The organism is Klebsiella sp. JN_Kp122 (assembly GCF_040062085.1).
Taxonomy (GTDB): Bacteria; Pseudomonadota; Gammaproteobacteria; order Enterobacterales; family Enterobacteriaceae; genus Klebsiella; species Klebsiella aerogenes.
The window spans coordinates 77,449-93,784 of sequence record NZ_JBEAHW010000001.1; the positions used below are offsets into that span (position 1 = coordinate 77,449).

Annotated in this window: 13 protein-coding genes; 9 read left to right on the plus strand and 4 right to left on the minus strand. The window is 57.8% G+C overall.

Going from position 1 to position 16,336, the window contains the following annotated elements; genetic code table 11:
- The first annotated feature begins 146 nt into the window (after window positions 1-146).
- Window positions 147-1,055: a LysR family transcriptional regulator gene (locus tag ABLU78_RS00395; protein ID WP_015366811.1), complete on the plus strand. Its 909-nt coding sequence runs from the start codon at window positions 147-149 to the stop codon at window positions 1,053-1,055.
- A 102-nt stretch (window positions 1,056-1,157) separates the two neighbouring features.
- Complete coding sequence (gene smrA, locus ABLU78_RS00400) at window positions 1,158-1,721, plus strand: DNA endonuclease SmrA (RefSeq protein WP_015366810.1); 564 nt, start codon at window positions 1,158-1,160, stop codon at window positions 1,719-1,721.
- Here smrA and ABLU78_RS00405 read toward each other — a convergent pair.
- Window positions 1,718-2,524 carry an IclR family transcriptional regulator C-terminal domain-containing protein gene (locus ABLU78_RS00405; protein WP_047058510.1) on the minus strand — a complete coding sequence of 269 codons (807 nt, stop codon included), beginning with the start codon at window positions 2,522-2,524 and terminating at the stop codon, window positions 1,718-1,720. The genes smrA and ABLU78_RS00405 overlap by 4 nt on opposite strands.
- A 167-nt stretch (window positions 2,525-2,691) precedes the next feature.
- Between ABLU78_RS00405 and ABLU78_RS00410 the strand changes: the two genes are divergently transcribed.
- The 6 genes from ABLU78_RS00410 to pcaC are packed head-to-tail and all read left to right on the plus strand — an operon-like array spanning window position 2,692 to window position 7,756.
- On the plus strand, window positions 2,692-3,378 hold the full coding sequence (locus ABLU78_RS00410; RefSeq protein ID WP_032711547.1) for a 3-oxoacid CoA-transferase subunit A: 687 nt from the start codon (window positions 2,692-2,694) through the stop codon (window positions 3,376-3,378).
- Between the two features lie 10 nt (window positions 3,379-3,388).
- The gene (locus tag ABLU78_RS00415; protein WP_015705262.1) at window positions 3,389-4,045 is read left to right on the plus strand and encodes a 3-oxoacid CoA-transferase subunit B; all 657 of its coding nucleotides are present in this window, start codon (window positions 3,389-3,391) and stop codon (window positions 4,043-4,045) included.
- 10 nt (window positions 4,046-4,055) lie between these two features.
- On the plus strand, window positions 4,056-5,258 hold the full coding sequence (gene pcaF / locus ABLU78_RS00420) for a 3-oxoadipyl-CoA thiolase (protein WP_116328540.1): 1,203 nt from the start codon (window positions 4,056-4,058) through the stop codon (window positions 5,256-5,258).
- Between the two features lie 9 nt (window positions 5,259-5,267).
- The gene (locus ABLU78_RS00425) at window positions 5,268-6,620 is read left to right on the plus strand and encodes a 3-carboxy-cis,cis-muconate cycloisomerase (RefSeq protein ID WP_116328541.1); all 1,353 of its coding nucleotides are present in this window, start codon (window positions 5,268-5,270) and stop codon (window positions 6,618-6,620) included.
- Window positions 6,610-7,377: a 3-oxoadipate enol-lactonase gene (gene pcaD / locus ABLU78_RS00430; protein WP_032707941.1), complete on the plus strand. Its 768-nt coding sequence runs from the start codon at window positions 6,610-6,612 to the stop codon at window positions 7,375-7,377. Before ABLU78_RS00425 ends, pcaD begins: the two co-directional genes overlap by 11 nt.
- A complete protein-coding gene (pcaC, locus tag ABLU78_RS00435) occupies window positions 7,367-7,756 on the plus strand; it encodes a 4-carboxymuconolactone decarboxylase (RefSeq protein ID WP_015705266.1) in 390 nt (129 codons plus the stop codon). The genes pcaD and pcaC overlap by 11 nt, the downstream gene beginning before the upstream one ends.
- 150 nt (window positions 7,757-7,906) lie before the next feature.
- Here the strand turns inward: pcaC and ABLU78_RS00440 are convergent, their stop codons facing one another.
- From ABLU78_RS00440 to ABLU78_RS00450, 3 genes are all read right to left on the minus strand, one after another.
- Window positions 7,907-9,523 (minus strand): mechanosensitive ion channel domain-containing protein, encoded by a 1,617-nt coding sequence (locus tag ABLU78_RS00440; protein ID WP_047079697.1) that lies wholly within the window; start codon window positions 9,521-9,523, stop codon window positions 7,907-7,909.
- A 149-nt stretch (window positions 9,524-9,672) separates the two neighbouring features.
- Entirely contained in the window at window positions 9,673-11,325 is a 1,653-nt protein-coding gene (gene fumA, locus ABLU78_RS00445; protein ID WP_047079698.1) for a class I fumarate hydratase FumA, read from the minus strand.
- A 55-nt stretch (window positions 11,326-11,380) separates the two neighbouring features.
- Window positions 11,381-12,886, minus strand: coding sequence for an anion permease (locus ABLU78_RS00450; protein WP_015366800.1), 1,506 nt, complete (start codon window positions 12,884-12,886; stop codon window positions 11,381-11,383).
- 639 nt (window positions 12,887-13,525) lie between these two features.
- On the opposite strand from ABLU78_RS00450, the gene ABLU78_RS00455 reads away from it, so the two are divergent.
- Window positions 13,526-16,303, plus strand: coding sequence for a flavocytochrome c (locus ABLU78_RS00455; RefSeq protein WP_323806258.1), 2,778 nt, complete (start codon window positions 13,526-13,528; stop codon window positions 16,301-16,303).
- The last annotated feature ends 33 nt before the right edge of the window (window positions 16,304-16,336 follow it).

The window sequence follows — 16,336 nt, forward strand, 5'->3', positions numbered from 1 at the left end:
AAAAGTGTGACGGCGTTCACGAAGTGATAGCTTTTGCTTATCACATACGCCTTTCATGCAATCTCACCCTTAACCTGCCACAGCATGTTCGATTACAGTAGATGTCATTTTCTTCTGTCTGATAAACAATGGTTATCGCCTAAAGCATGTCATTTCAGATTAAATTTCATCAAATTCGCGCTTTCGTTGAGGTTGCCCGCGAGGGGAGTATTCGCGGCGCCAGCCGGGCGCTGGCGATCTCGCAGCCTGCGTTGACCAAGGCGATTAAAGAGCTGGAAGAGGGGCTTTCCGCCCAACTGTTTGTCCGCCGCAGCCAGGGGGTGGCGCTGACGGAAAACGGCGAAAGTTTTTATCAACATGCGAGCCTGATCCTTGAAGAGCTGCGGGCGGCGCAGGATGAACTGCTGCAGCGTCAGGGCGAGCAGGCCGGGCAGATTAATATTGGTCTCGGCGCCAGCGTCGCCCGTTCGCTGATGCCATCGGTGATCTGCCGCTTTCATCAGCAGCATCCGTTGGTGAAGGTGCGGATCATGGAAGGGCAACTTCTGGCGATGATTAATGAACTGCGTCAGGGTGAGCTTGATTTCACTATCAACACCTACTATCCCGGCCCGTACGATCATGAATTCAGCTTTGAAAAACTGTTTGAGAAACCATTCGCGGTATTCGCCCGCGCCGGACATCCGGCGGCGCGCGCCACTTCCCTGACTGAATTGCTCGATCACCACTGGACGATGCCAACGCCGCGCGGCAGCTACTTTAAACAACTGCAGGAGATGTTTAACCAGGCCGGGCTGGCGCCCAAGGTCGATATCGTGTGTGAAACCTTCTCTTCGTGCATCAGTCTGGTGGTGAAGAGCGATTTCCTCAGCATTCTGCCGGTAGAGCTCGGAAACGATCCGATGATGGCGGATAAACTGGTGATGATTCCCATACGTGAAACGTTACCCAGGGCAACCTACTACCTGATTCAGCGGCGCGATACGCGACCAACGCCGTTAACGGCTTCGTTAATCACCTTGTTTCGTCGTCAAAGCCGTCAATTGTTTCCTTAAAAATCCTGCGTGGGGCTATTTGCCGGCAGTGGCGGCTAAACGCGTTGAGGGGGAGGCGCGAGGCGGCTATAGTAGCAGGCGATAGCCGCTGGAGGAGAGACCATGAACCTTGACGACAAATCCCTGTTTCTTGACGCCATGGAGGATGTCCAGCCTCTGAAACGCAATAATGACGTACACTGGCACCGTGAGCGCAACGTGCGCGCCCCGCAGCGTATCGATACCCTGCAGCTCGATAATTATCTGACCACCGGCTACCTCGATATTGTGCCGCTCGCCGTGCCGCTGGAGTTCAAACGGGAAGGGCTGCAAAGCGGAGTGCTGGAAAAACTGCGGCGCGGAAAATACAGCCAGCAGGCAAGCCTGTCGCTCCTGCGCCAGCCGGTCGAACAGTGTCGGCAAATGCTGTTCGCCTTCGTGATACAGGCGCAAAAAGAGGGGCTGCGTAATTTACTTATCATCCACGGCAAAGGCCGTGATGACCAGGCCCACGCCAATATTATTCGCAGCTACCTGGCGCGCTGGCTGCCAGAGCTGCCCGAGGTACAGGCGTTTTGCGCCGCGCTACCGCACCACGGCGGCAGCGGCGCTTGTTACGTGGCGCTGCGTAAATCCGAACAGGCTAAGCAGGAGAACTGGGAGCTACACGCCAAACGCAGCCGCTAGCGCAGCAGCAGCGTTAGCTCGCGGGCGGCTTTTTGTAATTCCGGCAGCACCCGATCCAGCATTTCGCGGGTCGACATCTGGCCCGCGTGAACCCCGACGTTCAGCGCCGCTTCCACCTGTCCTTGCGGGTTATATAGCGGCACTGCCAGCGAACGCAGCCCCATTTCCAGTTCCTGATCGTTTAACGCATATCCCTGCTGATACACGCGTTTTAGCTCCGCGCGCAGCTTATTTACCGAATCTACCGTCTGCGGGGTGTAGCGAATCATCGTCACCCGGCTCAGCATGTCGTTTAGCCGTTCCTCCGGCTGATGGCTTAACAGCACGCGGCCCATGGAGGTCGCCCACGCCGGCAGGCGGCTGCCGATATCAAGATCGATCGTCATAATTCGCGAACTGGAGGCGCGGGCGATATACAGGATATCGTCGCCATCGAGGGTGGCGATTGAGCAGGATTCATTGAGCATTTCGCTCAGATGCTTGAGCACTGGCTGTGCCGAGCGCGCCAGCGGCGTTGAGGCCAGCCAGGCGTGACCGAGGGCGAGGATCCGTGGACGCAGCTGGAAATTCTTACCGTCTTCGGCGTAAACGAATCCCAGTTTGCTTAAGGTATACAGGCAGCGCCGTACCGCCGCGCGAGGAATGCCGGTTTTCTGGCTGATCTGCGAAATCGACAGCAACGGGCGCTGCGGGGTAAAAGCCTGAATCACTTCCAGCCCGCGCGCCAGCGACGCCATAAAGTTCGGGTCGCCCTTAAACGGATCGCCGTCGCCCGCCACTACATCATCTGGATGCTTGTCCATTTTGTTCTCCGTATTTGCCATCGATCACATTCTTTCGCTAAAGATATACGATGTTCGATTATCGCACCATATTTCGATTATCGCCCTTGACCAGCATCGTTAAGCGGGTCACATTTTGTGCGAACAACGCATATAAGTGCGATTACCGCACGTTAAGGAGCGACCTGATGATTGATAAAAGCGTGTCGACGCTGAGTGAGGCCATTGCCGGGATCCACGACGGCGCGACCATCATGATTGGCGGTTTTGGCCCCGCCGGGCAGCCGACGTATCTGATTGATGCCCTGATTGAACAGGGCGCCCGCGACCTAACCATTATTAATAACAACGCGGGTAATGGCGAAGTGGGGCTGGCGGCGCTGCTCAAAGCCGGGCGGGTGCGCAAAATGATCTGCTCATTCCCGCGCCAGGTGGATTCACAAGTTTTTGATGACCTGTATCGCCGCGGCAAGGTTGAGCTGGAACTGGTGCCGCAGGGCAATCTGGCGGCGCGGATCCAGGCCGCTGGCGCGGGGCTCGGCGCGGTCTTTACCCCAACCGGCTACGGCACGCCGCTGGCGGAAGGCAAAGAAACCCGGGAAATAGATGGCCGCCATTATGTGCTTGAGTATCCGATTAAAGCTGACTTCGCCTTGATTAAGGCCCACCAGGGAGACCGCTGGGGCAACTTGGTCTACCGTAAAGCGGCGCGCAACTTCGGCCCGATCATGGCGACCGCCGCCAAAACCACCATTGTTGAAGTCTCGCAGCTGGTCGCCCTTGGCGAACTCGACCCGGAAAACATCATCACCCCGGGGATTTTCGTCCAGCGTGTATTCTCGCTGGAAAATCTGTCCGTCGCGCAAAGCGCCTGAGGAGCCGAACATGCAAAAATTGACTCGTGACGAAATGGCCCAGCGCGTCGCCCGCGATATTCCAGAAGGCGCTTACGTCAACCTCGGTATTGGCCTGCCGACCCGTATCGCCAACTATCTACCTGCCGATAAAGAGGTGTTCCTGCACAGTGAAAACGGGCTACTGGGAATGGGGCCGAAGCCGCAGCCCGGCGAAGAGGACCCGGAACTGATCAACGCGGGTAAAGAGTATGTCACCCTGCTGCAGGGCGGCTGTTTTTTCCACCATGGCGACTCCTTCGCCATGATGCGCGGCGGGCATCTCGATATCTGCGTGCTGGGCGCCTATCAGGTTTCCGCCAGCGGCGATCTCGCTAACTGGAGCACCGGCGCGCCGGATTCGATCCCGGCGGTTGGAGGGGCGATGGATTTGGCTATCGGCGCCCGCCAGGTGTTTGTGATGATGGACCATCTGACCCGCGATGGCGAATGCAAACTGGTCGAACAGTGCAGCTACCCGCTGACCGGCGTCGGTTGCGTCAGCCGTATCTATACCGATCTGGCGGTCATCGATATTACCGACCGCGGCCCGGTGGTGCGCGAAATCTTTAATGGCCTCTCCTTTGAAGAGCTACAGCGCATCACTCCGGTGGCGCTGACTTTTGAACAACTGGCGGAAAGTGCGTAAGGAACCTATGATGAATCAGGCATTTATCTGTGATGCGGTGCGTACGCCGTTTGGCCGTTTTGGCGGCGCATTATCCAGTATGCGCGCCGACGATTTGGCGGCGCTGCCGCTGAAAGCGCTGCTGGAGCGTAACCCGGGACTCGATCCGGCGCTGATCGACGATGTGATCTACGGCTGCGCCAACCAGGCCGGAGAAGATAACCGTAACGTGGCGCGCATGGCGCTGTTGCTGGCCGGGCTGCCGCAGAGCGTTCCCGGCAGCACGATTAACCGCCTCTGTGGTTCCAGTCTCGATGCGATCGGCGTCGCGGCGCGGGCGATTAAAAGCGGCGAAACTCAACTGATGATCGCCGGTGGGGTGGAGAGTATGTCGCGCGCGCCGTTTGTGATGGGCAAAGCCGAGAGCGCCTTTAGCCGCTCGATGCAGATGGAAGATACCACCATCGGCTGGCGCTTTATTAACCCGCAGATGAAAGCGCTGTACGGCGTGCACTCGATGCCGGAAACTGCGGAAAACGTCGCCGATGAGTTTGCCATTTCTCGCGCTGACCAGGACGCTTTTGCGCTACGCAGTCAGTTACGTACCGCGGCGGCGCAGGAAGCGGGGCGTTTCGCCGATGAACTGATCGCCGTATCGGTGCCGCAGCGCAAAGGTGAGCCGCTGCGTTTCAGCCGCGATGAACATCCGCGCAGCACCTCGCTGGAGGCGCTGGCTAAACTGCGCGGCGTGGTCCGCGCCGATGGCAGCGTTACCGCCGGTAACGCCTCCGGTGTTAACGACGGCGCCTGTGCGCTGTTGTTGGCAAGTGAACAGGCGATGTCGGCGAATGATTTACAGCCGCTAGCGCGGGTTGTCGGCGTGGCGACGGCGGGGGTGGCCCCGCGGATTATGGGCTTCGGCCCGGCGCCGGCGGTGCGCAAAGTGTTAGCGCAAACCGGGCTGAAGCTGGCGCAGATGGATGTCATCGAACTGAATGAGGCTTTTGCCGCGCAGGCGCTGGCGGTTACCCGTGATTTAGGCCTGCCGGATGATGCTGCCCACGTTAACCCCAACGGCGGGGCCATTGCGCTGGGTCATCCGCTGGGGGCTTCCGGCGGACGTCTGGCGATGACCGCCGCTTATCAGCTGAAGCGTACCGGCGGCCGCTATGCGCTGTGCACCATGTGTATCGGCGTGGGCCAGGGGATTGCGCTGATTATTGAACGCGTTTAAGGAGTCGCGATGAGTTTGTTGACGCCCATGTTGCGTAGCAGTCCGCTAACCGACTGGTTCAGCGATGCGCAGCGGGTACAGGGTATGCTGGATTTCGAAGCCGCGCTGGCGCAGGCGCAGGCCGACTGCGGGCTGGTGCCGCAGGCGGCAGTCTCGCCGATAGTCAACGCCTGCCGGCATGCGCTTATCGATTTCGACGCGCTGGGACAATCGGCGGCCAGCGCCGGCAATCTGGCTATTCCGCTGGTTAAACAGCTGACTGCGCGGGTGAAAGCGCAGGATCCGGACGCCGCGCGCTATGTCCATTGGGGCGCCACCAGCCAGGACGCTATCGATACCGGGTTTGTTCTGCAACTGCGGGGCGCGCTGGCGGCGACGGATAGCCTGCTACAAAGCCTGATTGACGCGTTCGCCGAACAGGCGCAGCGCTATCAACATACGGTGATGCCGGGGCGCACCTGGATGCAGCATGCGCTACCGGTCACCTTTGGCCTTAAACTGGCGGGGACGCTGGATACGCTGCTGCGCTGGCAACAGCGGTTGATTGAGATGCGCCCACGGGTGCTGGCGCTGCAGTTTGGCGGCGCGGCGGGCACGCTTGATTCATTGAAACAGCAGGCGCCACAGGTGGCGCAGGCGTTGGCGCAAACCCTCGACCTGCAGTTGCCGGATACGCCATGGCATAGCCAGCGCGACCGTTTCCTCGAAGTCGGCGCCTGGTTCGCCGGCGTTTGCGGCACTCTGGGAAAATTCGCCAATGATTTTTCGCTGCTGATGCAAACCGAGGTTGCGGAAGTCGGCGAGCCGCTGGCGGAAGGGCGCGGGGGCTCCTCAACCATGCCGCACAAACGTAACCCGGTCTCCTGCGCGGCGATTCTCACCGCGGCGCAGCGCACGCCGGGGCTGGTCGCCACCCTTTACGCCGGTCAAATCCAACAGCATGAGCGCGCGCTCGGCGGCTGGCAGGCCGAATGGGAAACGCTACCGGAACTGATCATGCTGGTGGGCGGGGCGCTGGCGCAAACTGACATGCTGGTGCGCGAGATGCAGGTTTTCGTGCATAAGATGCGTGCCGACCTTGATATCACTCACGGGCTGATTATGGCGGAAGCGGTGACCCTGGCGCTGGCGGAGTTTATTGGCAAAGCCGAGGCGCACCATCGTGTAGAAGCGCTGTGTCGTCAGGCGTTGGATCGCAATGGCTTGCTTGTCGATCTGCTGGCGGCCGACCCGCTGGTCAGTCAGTATCTCTCCCGCGAACGTTTAAACGCGCTACTGGATCCGGCAACGGCTACCGGTAGCGCCGAACGCTTTGTGCGCCAGGTGTTGGCGCGTTATCAGGAGCAACATCATGAATCTTGATTATCAACTCGACGGGCCGGAAGGCGCGCCGGTTATCGTGCTGTCGAACTCGCTTGGCACCACGCGCGCCATGTGGCAGCCGCAAATGGAGGCCCTGACGGCGAATTTTCGCGTACTGCGTTATGACACCCATGGCCATGGTAAAACGACGAAAAACGGCAAGGTGACCCTGGCGCAACTGGGCGAAGACGTACTTGCGCTGCTCGATCACCTTAATATCGGTAAGGCACTGTTTTGCGGTATTTCGATGGGCGGGCTGACGGGATTATGGCTGGCGCGCTTTGCGCCGGAACGTTTTTACGCGGTGGCGGTGGCTAATACCGCAGCGCGGATCGGCGATCAGTCGGGCTGGCTTTCCCGCGCCCGCGCGGTGCGTCAGGAGGGAATGGATGTGGTTGCCGCGGGGGCGGCGGACCGCTGGTTTAGTGATAATTTCCGCCAGCGCGCGCCGGAGGTGGTCGAGGCGTTATGTCACCAGTTGACCCATAGCGACGCTGAAGGCTACGCCGCCTGCTGCGAAGCGCTGGCGGCGGCAGACCTGCGGGGGGAGGTCGGGCAAATTGCGATTCCGGTGCTGATTATTGCTGGAGAAAGTGACCCTGTCACCACTGTCGCCGACGCTAACTTTCTGCATCAGCAGATTGCCGATTCCCAGGTGGTGGTGCTGAGCGCGTCGCATCTGTCGAATATCGAAGCGCCAGCCGCCTTTAACGCCGCGCTGAACGGCTTTTTGCTGGGGGAGCAAAATGGAAGATAAACAACGTTATCAGCAGGGAATGGAGGTTCGCCGCAAGGTATTAGGCGATGCTCACGTTGACCGTACGCTGCAGAACCTCACGCCGCTGAATGAGGAGTTTCAGGATTTCATCACCCGTTACGCCTGGGGAGAAACCTGGACGCGTCCGGGGCTCGATCACCATACCCGCAGCATGATCACTATTGCGATGCTGATTGCGCTCAACCGCGAGGCGGAACTTAAGATGCATCTGCGCGCCGCCTTTAATAACGGCGTGACCCGTGATGAGCTGAAAGAGTTGATTATGCATTCGGCGCTGTACTGCGGCTTACCGGCGGCAAACGCCACGTTGCACCTTGCGCAGCAGGTGTTTGCCGAGATCGACGCCGCGCAGGCGTAGGGGGCGGCGCATTGCGCCTTGTCCGGGCTACTAAATCGCACGGCGCTGTAGCCCCGGTAAGCGGTAGCGCCACCGGGGATTTTGAGTTGTAGGCCGGATAAGCGCAGCGCCATCCGGCATTACCTGGTGACGCTGCGTTGGGGCGCGACGTTACCTGTCGCGCTCCTGCGGCGCGACGGCCGGGGCGGTATACCAATCCTCTTTGGCGACCACCACCGCGCCTTTCGGTTGCATGACAAAATTGGGCGACATAATCTGCACGCCAAATTCGTTAAATACATCGATAATGCTGCTATGCAGCGCGTTGCGCCCCTCCGGCAGCGTCGTTTCCGGTAACAGCCGCACCTGCAGTTCATACGACGTATACCAATCGAGCAATCCCAGTTTGCGAACCACCGGCGCTACCTGATGATCCACTCCCTGGGCGCGGTGGGCCGCCAGTTCCAGCATCGCCTGTACCTGCCGCCACGGCGTGTCGTAACCAATGGTCACGCCGGTGGTGAGGTTGATTCCCTGTTGCGGGTCACTGGCGCTGAGATTGGTGATTTTACCACTGACCACCACCGCGTTCGGCAGGGTGACAATATAGTTCTCGCGGGTCAGGATTTTGGTCGCCAGCATGCCGATCTCGCTGACCTGTCCTTCGTTATCGGCGATGCGGATCCAGTCGCCTTTATGCAGCGCGCGGGTATAAATCAGCACCAGGCCGCTCATGGCGTGATTCATCACCCCCGCTGAGCCCAGCGTCAACATCAGGCCGAAGAACACGCTAATTCCCTTGAAGGCCAGAGAGTTTGCCCCAGGCAAGAAAGGATAGGCGGCGGAGAGCGCAAAGAGCCAGATAACCACGGCGATAAGCTTTCGCGTGGCGCCGACGGTTTCCGGATGCAGACCGGGGATCTGCAGACGCCCGGCGGCGACCTGATCCAACACCACCTTCAGCAGGCGGATGATAAACCACGTAATCAGAAAGATAAGCAGTACGATCATCAATCCCGGCAGCGCCGACACGATGGACAGCGAAATATCGCGAATTACCCCTACCGACCACTCACCGAGCGATTCTCCCCATACCCGGGTCCACGGAAACAGGCTAAATACCCAACTCAGCCAGACATAACCCGCCAGTACCCCAAGCAGTATGACCAGTAGTGCGTATAGCCGGCTTTCAATGTTGCCGAGAAAACGCCGCCAGTTATGCGGGATCATGCTGCGCTTTTCGAGGATCCGCAGGTGGAAAAAGCGCCGTACTCGCCGCCACGAACGGAAAGCGAGATAGCAGGCCAGGGCGAGGAGCAACGCGCCGGCGGCGGATTTTAGCGCCGCCAGCAGCAGATAGCGGGTATTGTACTGTTCGCGTAGCGACGTCCGCTGCGCTTCCATACGGGCAAGAACGCGCTGCGCCGCCTGATCGAGGGTAAGATCGTCGCCTTCATCGAGGTCGGCCTGGCTTAGCAACATAATAGGTTTGCCATTCATCAGAAACAGCCGCCCCGGCTGGTTGTAGCGGGTGACTGGCACCACCTGCAGCGGCTGGCTGATATCGGCCTCGGTAAAGGCGCGTAGCGTATTGCGGATGCGCAGAACCCGCTCTTCCGGCGTAGTCTGGCCGAAGGTGGCCTGCAGCATGACGATCGGTTGATGGAAAATCGCGACGGTTCGCGCCTGCTCGCGAGCGGTGGGCTGCTGACGCGGTTCTGCCGCCGAAAGCGGAAAGGCCAGCCATAGCAGAAAACACGCCGTTAATAACGCCTGGATCCTGTTCATATGCGACACCGGAAAAGGGGGAATTATTGTTATTTTTCAGCCGGTCAAACTCTGTGCGGCTGCTGGATTGAGCATAGTTCAGCGTCAGGTGAATTCAAGAATAAAGGGGGAGAATACGCCCGACGATGAGCCGCCGGGCGTGGAGGGAATTAGCCGTGTTGTTTACAACCGGCGCACTGCTGATTTTGGATCTGCTGGAAGAAGTCGTTACCTTTATCATCAACGAGGATAAAGGCCGGGAAATCTTCCACTTCGATTTTCCAGATAGCTTCCATTCCCAGCTCCGGATAAGCCACGCACTCGAGGCTCTTAATGCTCTGCTGGGCGAGTACTGCCGCCGGGCCGCCAATGCTGCCGAGGTAGAAACCGCCGTGTTTATGGCAGGCGTCAGTCACCTGCTGGCTGCGGTTACCTTTGGCCAGCATCACCATGCTGGCGCCGTGCGATTGCAGCAGATCGACGTAGGAATCCATTCGTCCTGCGGTGGTCGGGCCGAGAGAGCCGGAGGCGTAACCGGCAGGCGTTTTTGCCGGGCCGGCATAGTAGATAGGGTGATCTTTCACGTACTCCGGCAGCGCTTCGCCGTTATCGATAAGCTCTTTCAGCTTAGCGTGGGCAATGTCGCGGGCCACGATAATCGTGCCGTTAAGGCTCAGACGCGTGGAGACCGGGTGCGCCGACAGCTGCGTCAGGATCTCACTCATCGGCTGATTCAGGTTGATGCTAACCACCTTGCCTTCGCCCTGTTGGCGCAGGTGTTCAGGGATATATTTTCCCGGGTTGCTCTCCAGTTTTTCAATCCAGATGCCGTCGCGGTTGATTTTTGCTTTGATATTGCGGTCGGCGGAGCAGGAGACGCCCATGCCGATCGGGCACGAAGCGCCATGGCGGGGCAGACGGATAACGCGGATATCGTGGGCAAAATATTTCCCGCCAAACTGCGCGCCGAGACCGAGATTTTGCGCTTCCAGCAGTAGCTCTTGCTCCAGCTGCACATCGCGGAAGGCCTGACCGTGCTCGTTGCCTGCGGTCGGCAGGTCGTCATAATAGCGGGCGGAAGCCAGCTTAACGGTCTTCAGCGTCGCTTCCGCAGAGGTGCCGCCAATCACAAAGGCGATGTGGTAAGGCGGGCAGGCCGCGGTACCGAGGGTACGCATCTTCTCGACGAGGTAGTTTTTCAGCTTCGCCGGGGTGATTAACGCTTTGGTTTCCTGGTACAGATAGGTTTTGTTGGCGGAACCGCCGCCTTTCGCCATGCACAGGAATTTATATTCGTCGCCGTCGACGCTGTAGAGATCGATCTGCGCCGGCAGGTTGGTGCCGGTGTTGACCTCTTTATACATATCCAGCGGCGCATTCTGCGAGTAACGCAGGTTGTCTTCGGTATAGGTGTTATAGACGCCCTGCGCCAGCGCGGCTTCATCTCCGCCGCCGGTCCAAACGCGCTGGCCTTTTTTACCCATGATGATGGCGGTGCCGGTATCCTGGCAGGTGGGCAGCACACCTTTGGCGGCGATTTCGGAATTACGCAGGAACTGCAGCGCGACGTATTTGTCGTTTTCGCTGGCCTGCGGGTCGAGCAGAATGGCCGCGACCTGCTGCTGATGAGAGACGCGCAGCATAAAAGCGGCATCGTGGAAGGCCTGCTGCGCCAGCAGAGTTAACGCCTGCGGTTCAACCTTCAATACTTCCTGGCCCGCGAATTCGGCGACGGAGACGTGCTCTTTGCTGAGCAGATAGTATTCGGTATCGTCATGCGCCATCGGGAACGGGTCTTGATAAACAAAGGGTTTCGTCGACATATTCACATACTCCATAAAGATAAAAACCGCCGGGGGAAGACCCGGCGGTTATGAATCAGAACATCATGGACATCCACGGATAGCCAATCAGCAGCAGGGCGGCCAGGAAGATGGCGCCGAAGATGGTGCCGAGGCGCCAGTAGTCTTTGGTTGGCAGGTAGCCGCTGCCGTAGTAAATCGGGCTCGGACCGGTACCGTACGGGGTGATGATGCCCATCACGCCCAGCGAGGTCACCATCAGCAGGACGAAGACTTGCATATTCATTCCCGGGATAGTCGAAGCGATGGTCAGCATGGCCGGCAGCAGCGCGGTAGTGTGCGCGGTGGTGCTGGCGAACAGGTAGTGCAGCAGATAGAACGCCAGCAGCAGGACGATGGTCGCAACGCCCGGAGAAATACCGCTCATCAGCGCGCCGCCTTCTTTACCCAGCCAGGCGATGAAGCCAGTGGAGGAGAGACCGTCAGCCAGCGCGACCAGCGTGGCGAACCAGACAAAGGTATTCCATGCCGCTTTGTTGTTGGTGATATCGCTCCAGGACAGCACGCCGGTCCACAGCATCAGCACGATAACCAGCAGGGCAGCCAGCGCCGGTTCAATCCAGTCGGCGGCGAAGATCCACATCATCAGCGCGAAGCAAACAAACACCAGCAGCAGGATTTCATTGCGCGACAGTTTGCCCAGTTTTTCCAGTTCACGAGCGGCCCACAGCGGCACTTCGTTATTGATTTTTACTTCTGGTGGATAGAACCAGTACGCCAGCAGCGGCATGGCCAGAATCAGCAGGATACCCAGCGGCAGGAAGGCGATAAACCAGGTACCCCAGGAGATGTTGATACCGACGATGCTTTTTACCAGCGCCAGCGCCAGCAGGTTCGGCGCCAGCGCCGACAGGAACATGGAACTGGTGATACAGGCGGCGGTGATGGCTACCCACATCAGATAAGAACCAATGCGGCGTGCGCTCGGATCGTTAGGTTTAGAACCGTACAGCGGCGGCAGGTTAGCGATAATCGGGTAGATGGTCCCGCCGCTACGTGCGGTGTTGGACGGGGTAAACGGCGCCAGCAGCAGGTCAGCGAAGGTAATGGCGTAGCCCAGCGTCAGGCTGCGGCGGCCAAGATATTTTACCAGAATCAGCGCCAGACGGCGGCCGAACTGGGTTTTGTCATAGCCCGCGGCGAACATGAACGCGCCGAAGATCAGCCACACGGTAGAGTTGCCAAAGCCGCTGACCGCCCATTTAAATGACGCGCCGGCCAGCTTAAAGCTCGGCGCCGCCATCTGTTCCGGACTGAACAGCAGCCACTGGCTACATAAAGCAATCACCACCACCCCGGTGATACCGATAACGGCGCCCGGCAGCGGTTCGAAGATAAGGCCGACGATAACGCCGACGAAGATAGCAAAATAGTGCCAGGCGAATGGCGGTAAGCCGTCAGGCACCGGGACGAACAGCAGCAGTACGGCGACGATAATGGGCAACGCCATCATGATCAGACGTTTATACGCCGCGTTAGACGCGGCACCCGCAGGCGGTATGGTTGTCTTTTTCTCTTTCATAATGAGTATCTGCTAGTAGTTGAAAATACGGTTCCGTCTTCGCTTACAATTCTCGATTTTTTTAGTTGCGAAAGTTTCTTTAATTATTAATGGTCGAGATTGTTTATTGCTTAAACGGTTATTTAACGCGTTTTTCGCGGCGTTAAATTAAATTCATTGGGTATTTATATATTGCGCTTTCACGTTGCATTGCAATTGATCGAGATCAAAAAAAACAGGTGATCTGGATCTTTTTTTTCGTTTGGCAATAACCACATATGATGATGTGGTTATTATCCGTAAGAAACGATAATTGTTAAAGTATCGCTTAAATAATAATAAATAGCCAAACCAACTTCTCATTTAACAAATTGAAATTATTGGTTTTATTTTTATTTTGTGTGTTTTGCCAGCATTAACAAAAGTGACCGAAATGTTACTATTCATTTGTATTATGTAAATGCGATATATAAATTTAATAATACAATGGAGGTATTGCTGTTATTGCAGGTATTAAATAGTTTTTTAACTAACGTAATTAATTTAGTAACTAAAAAACACGCTATATTATTGGCATGACAACAGGAATGAAAATAAACAAACAATAAAATTTCCGTCACCCAATTCTGAATTTCAATATTTAAAATCTGGAGTATTAATATGACCAGTAACGAACGAATTCTGCAGCCATTTACTTTACCGAATGGGACTGAACTGAAAAACCGTTTGCTAATGGCGCCAATGACCACCTGCACCGGTTATTTCGATGGTACCGTCACCAGCGAGCTCGTTGAATACTATCGCGCCCGCGCCGGCAGCATCGGGACTATCATCGTTGAATGCTGCTTTATTGATGATTATGGTCTGGCCTTCCCGGGCGCTATTGGCATTGATAACGATGAAAAAATCGCCGGACTGGCGAAAATCGCCGAAGCGATAAAAGCGGAAGGCTCGAAAGCGATTCTGCAGATTTACCACGGCGGCCGCATGGTTGACCCACAGTTGATTGGTGGTCGCCAGCCGGTGGCGCCGAGCGCCATTGCCGCGCCGCGCGACGGCGCCGCCATGCCGCGCGCCCTCAGTGGTGAAGAAGTCGAAGGCATGATTGCCAAATTTGGCGACGGCGTACGCCGCGCCATTCTCGCCGGTTTCGACGGCGTCGAAATCCATGGCGCCAACACCTATCTTATTCAACAGTACTATTCGCCGAACTCCAACCAGCGTGACGATGAGTGGGGCGGCAGCCGCGACAACCGCGCCAGATTCCCACTGGCGGTGCTGGACATCACGCATAAAATGGCCCGCCAGTACGCTGACGATGCCTTTATTATCGGCTATCGCTTCTCGCCGGAAGAGATGGAAGTCCCGGGGATCCGCTTCGACGACACCATGTATCTGCTTGAAAAACTAGCCGCCCGCGGCGTCGATTACCTGCACTTCTCGGTTGGCGCGACGCTGCGCCCGTCTATCGTAGATACCAGCGATCCGACGCCGCTGATTGAAAAATACTGCGCCATGCGTTCTGAAACGCTGGCGCAGGTGCCGGTGATGGGCGTCGGCGGGGTGGTTAACGCCGCTGATGCCGAACAGGGCCTCGATCACGGTTATGATCTGATGGCCGTCGGCCGCGCCTGCATCGCCTATCCGGACTGGGCTTCACGTATCGCCGCCGGCGAAGAGCTGGAACTCTTTATCGACAGCACCCAGCGCGAGGCGCTGCATATTCCGGAACCGCTGTGGCGTTTCTCGCTGGTTGAGGCGATGATCCGCGACATGAGCATGGGCGACGCGAAATTTAAACCGGGGATGTTTGTCGAAACCGTTCAGGACGATGCCAACGAACTGGTCATTAACGTCAGCCTCGAAAACGATCGCATTGCGGATATTGAGCTGGCCGCAAGCCCGGTGCAGAGCGTTGAATTTACCACCAGCTTCGAAGAGATCCGCGAACGTATTCTGACCGCCAACACGCCGCACGTCGACGCTATCTCCGGCGCGACCAGCCAGAGCGAAGCGGTGAAAAAAGCCGTGTCCAAAGCGATGCTGAAATCCAGCAAAGCGCTGGCTGCGGAAGAGGGCGGCAACGATGCCGCGCCGAAAAGCTATGACGTTGTGGTGGTGGGGAGCGGCGGCGCCGGTCTGGCTGCGGCGATTCAGGCCCACGACGAAGGCGCCAGCGTGCTGATCGTCGAAAAAATGCCGACTATTGGCGGCAACACCATCAAAGCTTCCGCCGGGATGAACGCCGCGGAAACCCGCTTCCAGCGCGTCAAAGGTATTCAGGACAGTAAAGAGTTGTTCTATCAGGAAACCCTGAAGGGCGGCCACAACAAAAACAACCCGCAGCTGCTGCGCCGTTTCGTTGAAAACGCGCCGCAAGCCATTGAATGGTTGGCGGACCGTGGGATTATGCTTAACGATATCACCACTACCGGCGGGATGAGTATCGACCGTACCCACCGTCCGCGCGATGGATCGGCGGTTGGCGGCTACCTGATTAGCGGTCTGGTGCGTAATATCACCAAACGCGGTATCGATGTACTGCTGGATACCTCGGTAGAAGAGATCCTGATGCGCCACGACGAAGTGAGCGGCGTGCGTCTTATCAACGATGAACAAGAGATCATCGACGTGCAGACCAAAAGCATCATCGTGGCAACCGGCGGCTTCAGCGCCAACAGCGCGATGGTGGTGAAATATCGTCCTGACCTCGAAGGCTTCGTGACCACCAACCATAAAGGGGCGACCGGTAGCGGTATTGCGCTGCTGGAGCGCATTGGTGCCGGCACCGTGGACATGGGCGAAATTCAAATTCACCCGACCGTCGAGCAGCAGACCTCGTACCTGATTTCCGAATCGATTCGCGGCGGCGGCGCTATTCTCGTTAACCAGCAGGGGAACCGCTTCTTCAACGAGATGGAGACCCGCGATAAAGTCTCTGCGGCGATTATCGCGCTGCCGGAACACTATGCTTACATCGTCTTCGACGAGCATGTGCGGGCGAAAAACAAAGCCGCCGACGAGTATATCGCCAAAGGCTTCGTCACTAGCGCCAGCTCGCCGCGTGAACTGGCGGAGAAGCTGGGGATGGATTACCATGCGTTCCTCGCTACGCTGGAATGCTACAACGGCGCGGTGGAAAAACAGCACGATGAAGCGTTTGGCCGCACAACCGCGCTGCGCGCGCCGATTAACGAAGGCCCGTTCCACGCCATTCGTATTGCCCCAGGGGTGCACCACACTATGGGCGGCGTGACCATTAATACCGATGGCGAAGTGCTGAATGTGGCGCAGCAGCCGATTCGCGGCGCCTACGCCGCGGGTGAAGTGGTTGGCGGTATCCATGGCGGTAACCGCATCGGCGGTAACGCGGTCGCGGATATCATCATCTTCGGTACCCTCGCGGGCCATCAGGCGGCGAAACGTGCCAGAGGATAATAGGTAATTGCTGATGCCGGGCTGGCTTAGCCG